This is a genomic window from Methanotorris igneus Kol 5 (assembly GCF_000214415.1).
GTDB lineage: Archaea > AGJL01 > Methanococci > Methanococcales > Methanococcaceae > Methanotorris > Methanotorris igneus.
Genome location: NC_015562.1, coordinates 94627 through 107149 on the forward strand (window position 1 = coordinate 94627; position 12523 = coordinate 107149).

The 12523-nt window shown below is 32.3% G+C and carries 20 protein-coding genes; 1 reads left to right on the top strand and 19 read right to left on the bottom strand.

Annotation, left to right across the window (positions count from 1 at the left end):
- Positions 1–27 precede the first annotated feature (27 nt).
- From dapF to cobY, 3 genes are all read right to left on the bottom strand, one after another.
- Complete coding sequence (gene dapF, locus METIG_RS00420) at positions 28–915, bottom strand: diaminopimelate epimerase (RefSeq protein ID WP_013798254.1); 888 nt, start codon at positions 913–915, stop codon at positions 28–30.
- 404 nt (positions 916–1319) lie between these two features.
- Positions 1320–1568 (bottom strand): PRC-barrel domain-containing protein, encoded by a 249-nt coding sequence (locus tag METIG_RS00425; protein WP_013798255.1) that lies wholly within the window; start codon positions 1566–1568, stop codon positions 1320–1322.
- Between the two features lie 10 nt (positions 1569–1578).
- Positions 1579–2163, bottom strand: coding sequence for an adenosylcobinamide-phosphate guanylyltransferase (gene cobY / locus METIG_RS00430; RefSeq protein ID WP_048055460.1), 585 nt, complete (start codon positions 2161–2163; stop codon positions 1579–1581).
- A gap of 178 nt (positions 2164–2341) precedes the next feature.
- Between cobY and mch the strand changes: the two genes are divergently transcribed.
- Positions 2342–3322 (top strand): methenyltetrahydromethanopterin cyclohydrolase, encoded by a 981-nt coding sequence (gene mch / locus METIG_RS00435; protein ID WP_013798257.1) that lies wholly within the window; start codon positions 2342–2344, stop codon positions 3320–3322.
- Positions 3323–3398: 76 nt separating this feature from the next.
- On the opposite strand, the gene METIG_RS00440 is transcribed toward mch, so the two are convergent.
- From METIG_RS00440 to METIG_RS00510, 16 genes are all read right to left on the bottom strand, one after another.
- A complete protein-coding gene (locus tag METIG_RS00440; protein ID WP_013798258.1) occupies positions 3399–4181 on the bottom strand; it encodes a DUF166 domain-containing protein in 783 nt (260 codons plus the stop codon).
- Between the two features lie 43 nt (positions 4182–4224).
- Positions 4225–4611, bottom strand: a complete 387-nt coding sequence (locus tag METIG_RS00445) for an arsenate reductase ArsC (protein WP_013798259.1) — start codon at positions 4609–4611, stop codon at positions 4225–4227.
- A gap of 64 nt (positions 4612–4675) precedes the next feature.
- Positions 4676–4801: a hypothetical protein gene (locus tag METIG_RS09665; RefSeq protein ID WP_281033945.1), complete on the bottom strand. Its 126-nt coding sequence runs from the start codon at positions 4799–4801 to the stop codon at positions 4676–4678.
- 165 nt (positions 4802–4966) lie between these two features.
- Positions 4967–5722, bottom strand: coding sequence for a TatD family hydrolase (locus tag METIG_RS00450; protein WP_048055620.1), 756 nt, complete (start codon positions 5720–5722; stop codon positions 4967–4969).
- Positions 5723–5810: 88 nt separating this feature from the next.
- Positions 5811–6155, bottom strand: coding sequence for a hypothetical protein (locus METIG_RS00455; RefSeq protein WP_013798261.1), 345 nt, complete (start codon positions 6153–6155; stop codon positions 5811–5813).
- 145 nt (positions 6156–6300) lie between these two features.
- Positions 6301–6657, bottom strand: a complete 357-nt coding sequence (locus tag METIG_RS00460; protein ID WP_013798262.1) for a DsrE family protein — start codon at positions 6655–6657, stop codon at positions 6301–6303.
- Positions 6658–6662: 5 nt separating this feature from the next.
- Positions 6663–7019 carry a DsrE/DsrF/TusD sulfur relay family protein gene (locus tag METIG_RS00465; protein WP_013798263.1) on the bottom strand — a complete coding sequence of 119 codons (357 nt, stop codon included), beginning with the start codon at positions 7017–7019 and terminating at the stop codon, positions 6663–6665.
- 9 nt (positions 7020–7028) lie between these two features.
- Positions 7029–7316 carry a sulfurtransferase complex subunit TusB gene (tusB, locus tag METIG_RS00470; RefSeq protein ID WP_013798264.1) on the bottom strand — a complete coding sequence of 96 codons (288 nt, stop codon included), beginning with the start codon at positions 7314–7316 and terminating at the stop codon, positions 7029–7031.
- Between the two features lie 4 nt (positions 7317–7320).
- Entirely contained in the window at positions 7321–7737 is a 417-nt protein-coding gene (locus tag METIG_RS00475) for a DsrE/DsrF/DrsH-like family protein (protein ID WP_013798265.1), read from the bottom strand.
- Positions 7738–7784: 47 nt separating this feature from the next.
- The gene (locus METIG_RS00480) at positions 7785–8003 is read right to left on the bottom strand and encodes a sulfurtransferase TusA family protein (protein WP_013798266.1); all 219 of its coding nucleotides are present in this window, start codon (positions 8001–8003) and stop codon (positions 7785–7787) included.
- 10 nt (positions 8004–8013) lie between these two features.
- Positions 8014–8199: a 4Fe-4S dicluster domain-containing protein gene (locus tag METIG_RS00485; protein ID WP_013798267.1), complete on the bottom strand. Its 186-nt coding sequence runs from the start codon at positions 8197–8199 to the stop codon at positions 8014–8016.
- A 70-nt stretch (positions 8200–8269) separates the two neighbouring features.
- The gene (locus tag METIG_RS00490; protein WP_013798268.1) at positions 8270–8620 is read right to left on the bottom strand and encodes a cupin domain-containing protein; all 351 of its coding nucleotides are present in this window, start codon (positions 8618–8620) and stop codon (positions 8270–8272) included.
- A 75-nt stretch (positions 8621–8695) separates the two neighbouring features.
- Positions 8696–10342 carry a hydroxylamine reductase gene (gene hcp / locus METIG_RS00495; protein ID WP_013798269.1) on the bottom strand — a complete coding sequence of 549 codons (1647 nt, stop codon included), beginning with the start codon at positions 10340–10342 and terminating at the stop codon, positions 8696–8698.
- A 219-nt stretch (positions 10343–10561) separates the two neighbouring features.
- On the bottom strand, positions 10562–11248 hold the full coding sequence (locus METIG_RS00500; RefSeq protein WP_083809471.1) for a 4Fe-4S dicluster domain-containing protein: 687 nt from the start codon (positions 11246–11248) through the stop codon (positions 10562–10564).
- Between the two features lie 68 nt (positions 11249–11316).
- The gene (locus tag METIG_RS00505) at positions 11317–11637 is read right to left on the bottom strand and encodes a CGGC domain-containing protein (protein ID WP_013798271.1); all 321 of its coding nucleotides are present in this window, start codon (positions 11635–11637) and stop codon (positions 11317–11319) included.
- Between the two features lie 359 nt (positions 11638–11996).
- Positions 11997–12404 (bottom strand): CopG family ribbon-helix-helix protein, encoded by a 408-nt coding sequence (locus tag METIG_RS00510; protein ID WP_013798272.1) that lies wholly within the window; start codon positions 12402–12404, stop codon positions 11997–11999.
- Positions 12405–12523: the final 119 nt, after the last annotated feature.

The following is a 12523-nucleotide window of genomic DNA, read 5'->3' on the forward strand; positions in this document are numbered from 1 at the left end:
TTTACTTTATCTTATTTGATTGTAAAATCACCAACCAATATTCAACAACTTTCCATCATAAACCATTACTGCATCCCCAATCATATAGACTCCATCGTTTTTAACCTCTATTTCTAAATCTCCACCATCTAAGTGAGCTAAAACCTTGTTTTTTGTTTTTCCAAGTTTATTGGCAATGATTACTGATGCTGTTGTTCCAGTTCCGCATGCTGTTGTATATCCCGCTCCTCTCTCCCATGTTAATATCCTTATTTCATTACCATTCAAAACTTCAACAAAATGCACGTTTATTCTCTCTGGGAAAACTTTGTGGTATTCAATTTCTTTTCCAATAACATCCAAATGCTTTCTTGCGAAATCTAAATCAATGCCATTATCTTCAACAAAAATTACCGCATGTGGATTTCCAACATTTACAACACTCAATTTTACCTTTTTTAGGTATGGGTTGTTGAGTTCAATCTCCCCATTTATAAATTCATCATTTTCATCATAACCCTCAATTTTCATTGGGATATCTTTTAATTTGAATTTCGGAACGCCCATATAGACTTTTATTTTTTTAACTTCATTATTTTCGATTTCCATCTCAGATATTCTTAAACCACCCTTAGTCTCAACCCTTAGAGGATTCTTTTTTAATATTCTCTCATATACATATTTTGAAAAACACCTAATCCCATTCCCACACATCTCTGCCTCAGAACCATCACTGTTGAAAATCCTAAACCTTACATCAAATTCATCACTTGTTGGTTTTTGGATGAAGATGACTCCATCAGCCCCAACTGAAAATCCTCTTCTACAAATTTTTTTAGAAAATTCGCTTTTTTCTTCCTCTTTTACAACTTCCCCATCAAACTCATTTATAACTATATAGTCATTTCCCAAAGCATGCATTTTTGTGAATTCCATGCTATTCACCTTTAATGTTTAATTTGAATATTTAAATTTACATTTAACCATAAAAAATACAAAAATATATACGGCAAAACCTCTGGTTTTGCCGTTAATTTTTAAGTGGTCATTATTCCCTTTTAAATTTTTAAAATTAAGTGTTTAATACCCCATAAATTTTATTGAAGTTATGTTCATCGAAGCGAAGCTTCGAGCAGCATCCACTGCAACCTATGGTTGCAGGGAAGTTGAATAACCGTAGGTTATTCAACTAAATCTTTGATTTCGCCTAATCGAACCGAAGGTTCGAGCAGCGAAAACTCCTGTGGAGTTTTCGCCTAAACTCTTAGCGCACACGACTATAAGTGAAACTTAAGGTTTTCACAACTTTCTTTACATTACCGAAAAATGCAAAAATAATTTTATACTTTCTTGGTTATCTTTGATTCATCTATTACGACAACATCTTTTATGGCATTTACAATTTTGAATGGGATTAATGTGTAGTTCTCATCATTTGGAGGAATTGGACTTTGCGGTGAAGGTTCAACACTCAATGAAATAACCTTACCAGTTTCTTCATCTATAATTATATCTTCAACAGTTCCAATAATACTTCCTAAATTTCCAACGATGGACCTTCCAAATAGTGCCCTAATTGGCATCTTCATAATTTCCCACCTACTTTTTTAATAACTTCTCAACAAGTACTTTATCTTCCCAAGTATTCACGTTTATTAATACCTCATCAACTACCATAGCCTCTTCTATCTGCTCCCCAGATTTTGGACTTATGATATTAATCCCCGCTGGAATATACCCCTTTATCTCCATTGTAGGATTCCCAGGATAGTTGTCTTTTTTTACCATTACACATAAAGCCTCTACTTTATTATTAATGCCTTTAATGTGTAGGTAATAATTTATAATATTATTAATAGTTTTCGGTTTAATTGTTGGAATATCGGATGAAATAACTAAAAAAGGTGACGAAAAATATTTTATTGCCTGGTTCAAATCCTCAACATACCCATTTCCAGAAGTTTTTATTAAAATTATGTCTTTAATTTCATCATATTTTTCTTTTATGTATTGTTCTGTTTTTGGTGTGTTTTTGGATACTGCAACAAATATCTTCTCAACATTCGACTGTAGAAGTGCCTCAACAACATAATCTATCATGTATTTTCCATTTATCTCTATTAATGGCTTTTCCACATATCCCATACGACTTCCTTTTCCTCCAGCCATCACCAACGCATCCATATTTTCACATGTCTAAATTTATTGGACATATTCGTAATCATTCAAAAGTTTCTTTATATTGCCCTAATGATTTAATATATAGTTATTCCCGAATTCAAATCAAAAATTATAAAAATTATAAAAATGCTATAAAAGAGTGTTATCCAAAAAGGGAATTAAAAATTTTTTAGGTGGGAGAATGTTAAGTGTAAACTTAAAAGCTTTTGAAATTGTCAAAAAGATGATGGAAAATGCAGAAGAATTAAATATTGCAGTTAAGAAATTGGAAAACGGAGCTACTGTTTTAGATTGCGGGGTTAATGTTCCTGGAAGTTGGGAAGCAGGAAAGTTATTTACAAAAATTTGTTTGGGTGGATTGGCTCACGTAGGTATCTCATTGAGCCCATGCGAATGTAATGGTTTAAACTTACCTCATGTTAAAGTAAAAACCTCCCACCCAGCAATTGCTACATTAGGAGCTCAAAAAGCAGGATGGGCTATTAAAGTTGGAAAATACTTTGCAATGGGTTCAGGTCCTGCAAGAGCTTTGGCAAAAAAACCAAAAGAAACATACGAAGAGATAGGATATGAAGACGATGCAGATATTGCTGTTCTTTGCTTAGAGGCAAGTGCATTGCCAAATGAAGAAGTTGCTGAATATGTAGCAAATCAATGTAATGTGGAGCCATCAAATGTCTATTTATTAGTTGCTCCAACAGCATCATTAGTCGGTTCAATACAAATTAGCGGTAGAGTTGTTGAAAACGGAACCTACAAGATGTTAGAGGTTTTAGATTTCGATGTTAAAAAAGTTAAATTTGCTGCTGGAATTGCTCCAATTGCTCCAATCATTGGAGATGACTTTGCAATGATGGGAGCAACAAACGACATGGTTTTATATGGAGGAAGAACATTCTACTACATTGAGAGCGATGAAAACGATGATATAGAGGCATTATGCAAAGCGTTACCATCCTGCACATCAGCAGATTATGGAAAACCATTCATGGAAGTATTTAAGGCAGCAAACTACGACTTCTACAAAATAGACAAGGGAATGTTCGCTCCTGCTGTAGTAACAATTAACGACATGAGAACAGGAAAAGTCTACACCTATGGAGAGATAAATGTAGAAGTTCTTAAAAAATCATTAAAAATTGTAGAGTTGAAAAAAGAATAATTTTTAACTTTGTCTTTAGTTCTAATTCTTTTTCTTTTTTTATTTTATTTTTATTTAATTTATTTTTTATTTGGAGTTAGATTAGCTTTCCACAATTTCCAGAGCAGAATTTATTTTCACATTTGTATTTATTTAGTGCCTTTTCTATGCTTTCAATTGCAATATATCCTGCCTCATGTAGGATGGTATCTCCCAACTCCTTATCATACTCCATACTTCCTAAACATGGGTAGTTGTGGTGAGCATTGGCAATCTCCTCTTTTAAACCTTTAATTTCTTTGTTTTTTATTCTCTTTGCGATATAGTAGGTCTCTCCACAAGGAGCGGAGATTTTAACCTTAACATCTTTAATAGTGTGTCTTTCAACCTCTATCTCCAATTCCGGCTTTCCTATTCTGAAGTAATCGATAAATTTGTTTATGGTTTCATTTCTCTCTTTTTTCTCCAATGAGCAGAATGGTTTTGGATTTTCAAATTCTATATTATAATCCTTACACATTCTCTTTAAATCTCTCCTCAGTGCGGGAGATAAATCATGTGGTGTCTCAGAAGGAACTATTAAAGCTTTATAATTTTTTTCTTTTAATAACAATGGAAGTTCATACAACAAATCCTCATGTAGTTGGGCAATGCAAACATCTCCCTCTGGAAGTTCTGGGAGGTATTCGTAAGGGTCATCTATGAATTCCTCCTTAGTCTCTTTTATAACAACATTTTTTACATCATCCTTAAAACTCCAATCTCCTCTGCAGTTGTAGCAATCCTCACATATCTTACAAAAATCTGGCTCGTTTAACAAATTTTTATAGAATTTTTCCATTCTATTATTTCCTTCATGATAGATAAATACTGCTTTCATACTATCACCTGCAATAATTTAAATTTGAATAAATTTTAATGGACTAAATGTCTTTTAAGGAATTTGTAAGTTCTTTAACCTTCTCTTCAATTTCATCCCTAATTTTTCTATAAACTTCAATATCTTTCCCTGCAGGGTCTTCAATATTCCAACTTATATGTTTTTTTGCTGGAACAAATGGGCATTTATCCAAACATCCCATTGTAACAACAACGTCAAAATTTCCAACCTCTCTAACAACCTCATCTATTGTTTGAGGTTTTTGTTTTGCGTTTAAATTTTTTTCTTTTAAAACTTCAACAACCTTTTCATCAACACCATCGGTTTTTTCCAATCCTGCACTATATGCATTTAGTCCATATTTCTTCCCAAATGCTTCTGCCATTATACTTCTTCTTTTATTATGTACACAAACAAACAAAACCTTCATATTTCCCCTTTAATTCCACTTTGTCTTATTTGCAATCCAGACAAGTGTCAACATCAATGGAACCTCACAAGAACTCCAACAACTGTTGCAAGTGCAGCCCACTGTTGAGCCCAGATAATGTTATCTCAACTGCAACTGCAAGTTCAAAGAAATTATAGCTGTTTGCTTTACTAATGAACGAAATCTCCATTAAATTATAAGGGATAATTAACCTTTATTTGGAATTTTATGGTTGATTTATTGTTCTTTTAAAAAATAAATGGCAAAACAAAGTTTTGCCGTATAAAATTGGCAAACAACTATAATTCTAATATATTTAAAAAATTTAAATTTATGAATTGAATGAGAGTTTTGTTTATAACCTGTAAAATTCCTTTGCGTTTTTGTAGATTGAGTTAATTATCTTTTCTTCCTCAACACCAATTTTTTTCATATACAACTTAGTTCTTGGTAATGCGTAGATATCTGCCTTTAAACTTCCCAAATCACTGCTTAAAATGAATTTTTTGTCATAGTTCTTTATTATCTCTGCCGCTTCTTCATGGCTTATTTTCATTGATGGTTGGACAGTTAAACCAACATAAACATCCCTATCGATTAAATCTACTGTCTCTTTGTTTATGTGGTCAATCATAACCAAATCATCCTTTATTTTAACTTCATCTAAAATTTTTAGGATTTCAATTAATGCCTCCTTCTTATTCTTCTCTGGTGTGTGGACTATTATCGGCATGTTGTAATCTTTAGCCAAAATCAACTGCTCTCTTAAAAGGTTTTTCTCATCCTCTGTTAAATAATGTAGTCCTGTCTCCCCAATAGCAACGACATTCTCATTCTCTAAAAATTCGGGAAGTTTTTTTATTAAGATTTCCCAATTCTTTGGATATCCCATAGGATGAACTCCCAATGCGACCTTAACTTCAACTCCAGCCATTTTTCCTCTTTTTACTTCTAAATTAATCAATCTATCCCAATGGTCTAAATAAACCTCTGGAACACTCATTTTGTATGGATCATGAGAGCAAGTTATGATTGTTTCAATTCCACTCAATGCCATTTTTTCCAAATCCTCAAAACTCCTAACATCCAAATGCGTATGCGCATCTATCATCATAGAATTCCACCTCCCTATAGTAATCTCCAAATACAAAAATAATACAAAAAATTAAATAAAAATTAATAAAAAATAGTTTTGGACTTTATTGTTTTAAGTAATGGTAGAATCTCTCATCACTTGTAAGGCAGTGTATTGTTGTCTGTCTAATTCCAAAGGTCATTCCACTCTCTTTTATAAGTTTTTTCTCTAATTCAATAGTTTCTTTTAAAATCTCTTTTATGTCCCCCTCCAACTCAACTTTTATGTTTGGCTTCTCCCCAATATACATAAGATATTTTTCATAAAGCGCCTCTACATCCTCCATTTGGCTAACTGCAATATCGTTATATAACTCATTTTTATATTGCTCTATTGATTTAAATCTACACATTAAAGAGAGTTTTATTTTATTGGAGATTATTTTTTCCATTAGTTCTTTTAGTTCCATATTCCCACCTTTAACTAAAAAATTAAACCAACAATATTTTACTTTAAGATTGTATAAAAAGATTTTTGATATCTTTTGATTTGGAAAATGAATAAAAAGTATTTCTTTAAAAAAGTGATAATGATATAATTAATATGAAAAAATATTAAAATGTGATTATTTCATCATACTCATTTAATATGTCTTTTAATTTGTCAGATTTTATTATCTCAACGCCATCTATGATATCTTCAATTTCCCTCTCTTTTAAATCTTCCTCAATGCAATAAATCTTGCACACAAAGGTCTGCAAATTGTTTATAACGTCAATAATTGACGGCATTTCTATTGTCTCTGGTTTTTGGTTGGATTTGGCGTTATAAACTCCATCGTGCATTAAAACAACATCCGATTTCTCAATAATTCCACTGGCGATTTGAGAGAGTGCAAACATCAAACCTGCAAATGAGTCTTCACTCCCGTAAGGTGGTTTTAAAATTAGAGTAATTAGTGATTTAACCATTGTTTTCACCTTGTTAATGTAATAACCTTATCACTATCAACTATAAATTGGGACAAATCATTGGTCAAACTCCCTATTTTACACCCATCAATGGCATCTTCCTCATATATCCCCCTCGCATTTGCGCAAGTGCTACATGCAGCAACTTTCAATCCTTTTTCCATAAGATTTCTGCAAATCTTTTCTATGTTTGGGAATCTTTTTGGATTTTGGCCTTTTTTAATAACCGTAACCCCCTCCCCATAGCAGAATAAATTTACATTATAACCTTTTTTTAAAGCAGCATCAGCCAATTTCAGAGCGAAGTTAGGGTCCATATTCATCATAGAACCTGATTTTAGGATAATAGTTAATGTTTTCATGGTTCCACCTTAAAGTGATATTACTTTTGAATACTTCTCCATAATTAAATCCACAGCAGTTTCGTAATCAATTAATTCCACATTCTCAATGCTATCAAATCCCCTCGCAAGAACATCATCTTGCATTGCATATATTTTATAACCTTTTTTCAATAATTCGTCTCTAACTTTTGATACTGTTGCATAATATATAGCATCCTCTGCAAGGAGAACTCCATCATTCCCATCTCTCAATCTCTCCATAAGTTCAATAGCGTTACATTCAAATGGAGATTTTAAAAGAATGAATAAAACCATTTAATCACCCTATAAAAAGTTGAATCTTTGCATCCATTGCAATATCTAAAAATTTTGTAGCACCAACAACTTCAACTCCCTCAATTAAATCTTCCTTTTTTATTCCCATAACGCTCATGGAAGTGCTACATGCATAGAGATTAACCCCTAAATCAATAGCTTGCTGTCTCATCTCTTCAAAACTTCCAATATTCACTTTTTTCATTTTCTTCTCCATCATTTTTACCCCAAAATTTCCAAACAATCTATAAATCCCTGGAAGTTTTGGCTTTGCATCCTTCTTCAAAATCTCCAATCCAAAAAATGTAAAGAAGATATGTACTTCCATTCCCATTGTGGCCCCAATAGTTCCAAGGATAAAAGCCATCATTGCTTTATCAAATGTCCCCTCCGAAACAACAAGTGCCATTTTATCTGTCATAATATCACCAAAAAAATAGAATAGAAAATATAATAAAAAAGGAGAGGTTATTTTTTCCTAATTTTAAACCTCAAAACCCCTCCCTCTTCGGACATTTCAATTAATTCATTTCCAGTCCTTTTACACCATGCAGGAACGTCTTCCTTTGCCCCCATATCATCAGCAATAAGTTCTAAAACCTCCCCCTCTTTTAATTCCTTCATTTTTTTAGCTAACTCCACAATTGGCATTGGACACTGCAGTCCCCTTGCATCAAGTGTTTCCATTTTTCCACCTTTAATCTTCAACTTTAACAGCATTTGTTGGACATACATCCATACAAACTCCACATCCGGAGCAGTCCTCTTCTCTTGCAACAACAACTTTATCTCCTTGAATCTCAAAAACTTCCATTGGGCAAGCATTTACACACTCTGCACATTCTGGACCCTTACATAAGTCGTAGTTTATTGTTACTTTCACACTATCACCCCATTTTAATTTTTGTTTTTTTGTTATTTAATGTTTTTGTCCGATTTTCGTTCTTTTAAGTTTATTCACACTTTATTGCTTCCTCTGGAGCGTTTAATTTCTTTGGGTGAGGGGCTTTTATAACAAAGAACTCCAACACATCAGAGTTTAAGTTTTGGATGAGCATCTTTACATTAAATGGAACATACACAATAGTCCCTTCTTTATAGTTGTGTGGTTCTTGGTCTTCCAAAGTTAGGGTCATTTCCCCCTTAACGATTATTAAATGCACATAAGAGTTTGAATAATGCTTAGGCATTTGCTCTCCCTTTGGAAGAACGATATGGTTGATTTGAACATGCTCGGTATTGACAATTTTTTCAACAACCTTTGTTGTAGCATCCTTCTTAAACTCATAAACTTTTTCTATCATAATATACCGCCCTTAAAATTTTTAGAAAATTTAGTTATAAAGTATAAAGAAAGTTTTTAAGGAAATATTGGGGATTTACCCAACTAATCTCTTAATATCTTCATCAACTGTTGAGATTGTTGAAATTCCAAACTTCTCGACTAATACTTTTGCTACATTTGGTGATAAGAAAGCAGGTAACGTAGGACCTAATACTATATTCTTAACTCCTAAGTAGAGCAATGCCAATAATACAGCTACTGCTTTTTGCTCATACCATGCAATGTTGTAAGCAATTGGGAGTTCATTTATGTCCTCTAACCCAAGAACTTCTTTCAACTTCAATGCAACTACTGCTAATGAATAGCTGTCGTTACACTGCCCAGCATCTAATACTCTTGGGATTCCATCTATGTCTCCTAAGTCTAATTTAATGAATCTATATTTTGCACAACCACATGTTAATATAACTGTGTCTTTTGGTAATTTTTTAGCAAATTCGGTGTAGTATTCTCTTGTCTTGTGTCTTCCATCACATCCAGCCATTACAACGAATTTTCTTATCTTTCCACTCTTGACTGCTTCAATTATCTTATCTGCCAATGCTAAAACTTGGTTGTGTGCAAATCCTCCAACAATCTTACCATTTTCGAGTGGTGTTGGTGGCTTACATTTCTTAGCATGTTCAATAACTTCTGAGAAGTCTTTTGTTCCATCTTCTCTGACAGGAATTCTCTTCAATCCTGGATATCCAACAGCCCCAGTGACATAAACTCTATCTTTGTATGAGTCTTTTGGTGGAACTAAACAGTTTGTTGTCATGATTATTGGGCCGTTAAACTTCTCGAATTCTTCTGTTTGGAATGGCCATGAACCTCCGTAGTTTCCTACGAAGTGATCGTATTTCTTAAAGAATGGATAGTAGTGTGCTGGTAACATCTCACAGTGTGTATAGACATCTACTCCAGTTCCCTTAGTTTGCTCTAATAACTGCTCTAAGTCTTTCAAGTCGTGACCACTAATTAATATTCCTGGTCTGTCTCTAACTCCTAAGTTAACTTCTGTTATTTCTGGGTGTCCGTAGGTTTCAGTGTTTGCTTTGTCTAATAATGCCAATGTATCTACTGCATACTTACCTGTTTCCATTGCTAAATTGAATAACTCATCAGCATCTTTACTATCAACAAGTTTTGTCATTGCTTTAACTATAAATTTGTGGATTTCCTCATTGTTATAGCCGAGATGCATTGCATGGCTTAAATATGCCCCAATTCCCTTAATTCCATAAGTTATGAGTTCTTTTAAAGACCTTATATCCTCATTATCCTCTGCTAATACACTAACTTCTTTTGCCAATGATAATTCTATGATGTCATCATCATTTTCATAATTCCAGGTAGCACAGTGAGGGAGTTCTTCTTTGTTTAAGTTTGTTTTTTCAATGATTTTTTCTCTCAATTCAACTCCTTTCTTTATGTAATCCATTACATCTTTATCATCAAAATTGACATTTGTTATTGTTACGAATAATGCCTTTGGTATGTATTCCATAACCTCATCATCTAAGTAGTTACTTTTCTCACATACGTAGCATAAACCTTTTATAGTATAAACTAATAAATCTTGGAGGTCTGCTACAATATCCTTCTTCCCACAAACCCCCGCTATTGTACATCCTTCATTCCTTGCAGCCTCTTGGCATTGGAAACAAAACATTTTTGTTGGTCTTGGTGTGTAACCCATATTTTCACCTCAATATTTTATAATCTACAAATATTTTATTTGTATACCGCCCAATCTTTACTAAAAGATTTCTTAGATTGGTGCTTTACAATAATTATTTTCTATTTCATATTATAAAAAGATTTTTGATCATTTACATTTTGTGATATGGGCAATTAGTATTGAAATTAGTAGATATCTTCGATATAATTGTTATGAATAATTTTAGTTTTAGTATTATCATAACGCTTTTCCATCGATTGAAATGATATGCCTTTTTATTTCACAATCAAGTCCATCAAGTGCTTTTTTTACCAAAGCATACAATCCATGACAGCAAGGAACGCTCATTATAACAACATCAACTTTTTTAATGTTATTGAGTTTGACGATTGCCCTTATTTTCTCTGCATATTCGGAAGTATCATCCAACTTAGGACATCCAATGGCAAGAACTTTCCCTTTTAGGAATTTTTTATGGAAGTTTGCATATGCAAATGGAACACAATCTGCTGAAATAACGAGTTCGGCATTTTTAAAATATGGAGCCATTGGATTTAATAAATGGAGTTGTATAGGCCAGTTTGTTAATTCTGAGCCCATCTCTACATTATCGTCTTCGTCTGATTTCCTATCCCTTTTCAACGTCATTGCCATTGAACCTGGGCATTTATGTCCTGAATGTGAATGATGCTCATCAACTTCCACTTCTTCTTTTATTATTTTTATTGCATCAACTGGACATACGTCCAAACATGAGCCTATTCCATCGCAATAAATTTCTCTCTCTTTGTTAACCTTAACCTTTTTAGTTTTTGGGTCTGGAATTAGAATATTTTCTTCACATGCTTTAATACATAGCCCACACTCTTCATAACCAATACATTTATCCTGGTCAACTTCGACTCTATATCTTGTTATTTTCATAAATATCACCATTTAAACATTCAAATTTATCTAAGTATTAAAAAATTATTAAAAGTTAAAAGCTCAATTTAGAAGTGGGAACCAATTACAACTTTTGCTCCCATCTTTTCAACTTCTTCTTTCAATTCTTCAGCGTATATACATTTTGGTTTAAGTGCACTCATACATGTTGCAAAATGAACGACTTCTACCCCATGTTTTTCTATTAATTGTTTTATTTGGTTTAATCCCAATCTTCCTGGGCATCCTCCGCATGTTATTATGGTTACAAGTTCAACATTGTCGTAGTCTTTAAATGTGTCTTTTTTGTTTAATGCTGCTGTAACACAACCTACTGCAGGACATGTCTTTGCTGCACTGTCACATCTTAAAATTGCTACTTTTGTCACCGTTTCACCCCGTATTTTATTTTTTATTTTTAGTCATCAAATTATACAGTGTATTCAATAATATAAAAAGATTTTTGACCTTTTTAACTCAAAAAAATATATAATTATTATTTCTTTACTTAAGTAAAGTTAATATAACTATTATGAAAAATAATTAAAAAAAGTAATAAAATTTGAAGATTTAAATAATTAAATAAAATTGTTCCATAAAAATAAAAGTAGGCATATTCTACTTAGGAAAATAACATTCAATTCTAAAAATTTATAATCTTAAATTTATAAAGTTAATAGATAATAATTATTCAAAATTTCCAAAAAGTTCATAAACATGGTGTAGAAAATTTCGCAATTAACTATAATTAAAACACAATAACTTTATCGTATATTTTCCCATCAATTTTTGAAATTTCATCATAAAATTCGGATATTTTCTTTGCATCACCGTCAACAACAAAAATTTCTACCTTTTTATTTTTTCCACATGAAGTTGTTATATATGATTGGTTTATTGATTTAACTACCTCATTATACTCAAAATATAGCCTACTCATTTTTTCCATTGACTCTTTTGTTGGAGTATAAACAACAATAATAATCCCACTAATATTCCCTTCCTTATCTAATGAGTTACTTTCTAAAACATGCTTTCTCACTGCATCTCTTATTAATTCACTTCTACTTGAATACCCTTTCTTTTTAACAACATTATCTATCTCTTTTAAAAGATATTTTGAAAATGATATGCTGATTCTTTCAACGTTTACCATAATCTCACTTGAAAATCTCTTTCTAAAAGTACTCTAAGAGTAGAATTTTATGAAAAATGCTTATGGCTAAATTTAAATTTAAAGTTTAGAGGGTGGTGCACAATTAAAAAATTTAAATA

Excerpts from the sequence above, each read along its gene's own strand:
- dapF (WP_013798254.1), bottom strand. The coding sequence starts at position 915 with ATGGAATTCACAAAAATGCATGCTTTGGGAAATGACTATATAGTTATA.
- METIG_RS00425 (WP_013798255.1), bottom strand. The coding sequence starts at position 1,568 with ATGAAGATGCCAATTAGGGCACTATTTGGAAGGTCCATCGTTGGAAAT.
- cobY (WP_048055460.1), bottom strand. The coding sequence starts at position 2,163 with ATGGATGCGTTGGTGATGGCTGGAGGAAAAGGAAGTCGTATGGGATAT.
- mch (WP_013798257.1), top strand. The coding sequence starts at position 2,342 with ATGTTAAGTGTAAACTTAAAAGCTTTTGAAATTGTCAAAAAGATGATG.
- METIG_RS00440 (WP_013798258.1), bottom strand. The coding sequence starts at position 4,181 with ATGAAAGCAGTATTTATCTATCATGAAGGAAATAATAGAATGGAAAAA.
- METIG_RS00445 (WP_013798259.1), bottom strand. The coding sequence starts at position 4,611 with ATGAAGGTTTTGTTTGTTTGTGTACATAATAAAAGAAGAAGTATAATG.
- METIG_RS09665 (WP_281033945.1), bottom strand. The coding sequence starts at position 4,801 with ATGGAGATTTCGTTCATTAGTAAAGCAAACAGCTATAATTTCTTTGAA.
- METIG_RS00450 (WP_048055620.1), bottom strand. The coding sequence starts at position 5,722 with ATGATAGATGCGCATACGCATTTGGATGTTAGGAGTTTTGAGGATTTG.
- METIG_RS00455 (WP_013798261.1), bottom strand. The coding sequence starts at position 6,155 with ATGGAACTAAAAGAACTAATGGAAAAAATAATCTCCAATAAAATAAAA.
- METIG_RS00460 (WP_013798262.1), bottom strand. The coding sequence starts at position 6,657 with ATGGTTAAATCACTAATTACTCTAATTTTAAAACCACCTTACGGGAGT.
- METIG_RS00465 (WP_013798263.1), bottom strand. The coding sequence starts at position 7,019 with ATGAAAACATTAACTATTATCCTAAAATCAGGTTCTATGATGAATATG.
- tusB (WP_013798264.1), bottom strand. The coding sequence starts at position 7,316 with ATGGTTTTATTCATTCTTTTAAAATCTCCATTTGAATGTAACGCTATT.
- METIG_RS00475 (WP_013798265.1), bottom strand. The coding sequence starts at position 7,737 with ATGACAGATAAAATGGCACTTGTTGTTTCGGAGGGGACATTTGATAAA.
- METIG_RS00480 (WP_013798266.1), bottom strand. The coding sequence starts at position 8,003 with ATGGAAACACTTGATGCAAGGGGACTGCAGTGTCCAATGCCAATTGTG.
- METIG_RS00490 (WP_013798268.1), bottom strand. The coding sequence starts at position 8,620 with ATGATAGAAAAAGTTTATGAGTTTAAGAAGGATGCTACAACAAAGGTT.
- hcp (WP_013798269.1), bottom strand. The coding sequence starts at position 10,342 with ATGGGTTACACACCAAGACCAACAAAAATGTTTTGTTTCCAATGCCAA.
- METIG_RS00500 (WP_083809471.1), bottom strand. The coding sequence starts at position 11,248 with ATGAAAATAACAAGATATAGAGTCGAAGTTGACCAGGATAAATGTATT.
- METIG_RS00510 (WP_013798272.1), bottom strand. The coding sequence starts at position 12,404 with ATGGTAAACGTTGAAAGAATCAGCATATCATTTTCAAAATATCTTTTA.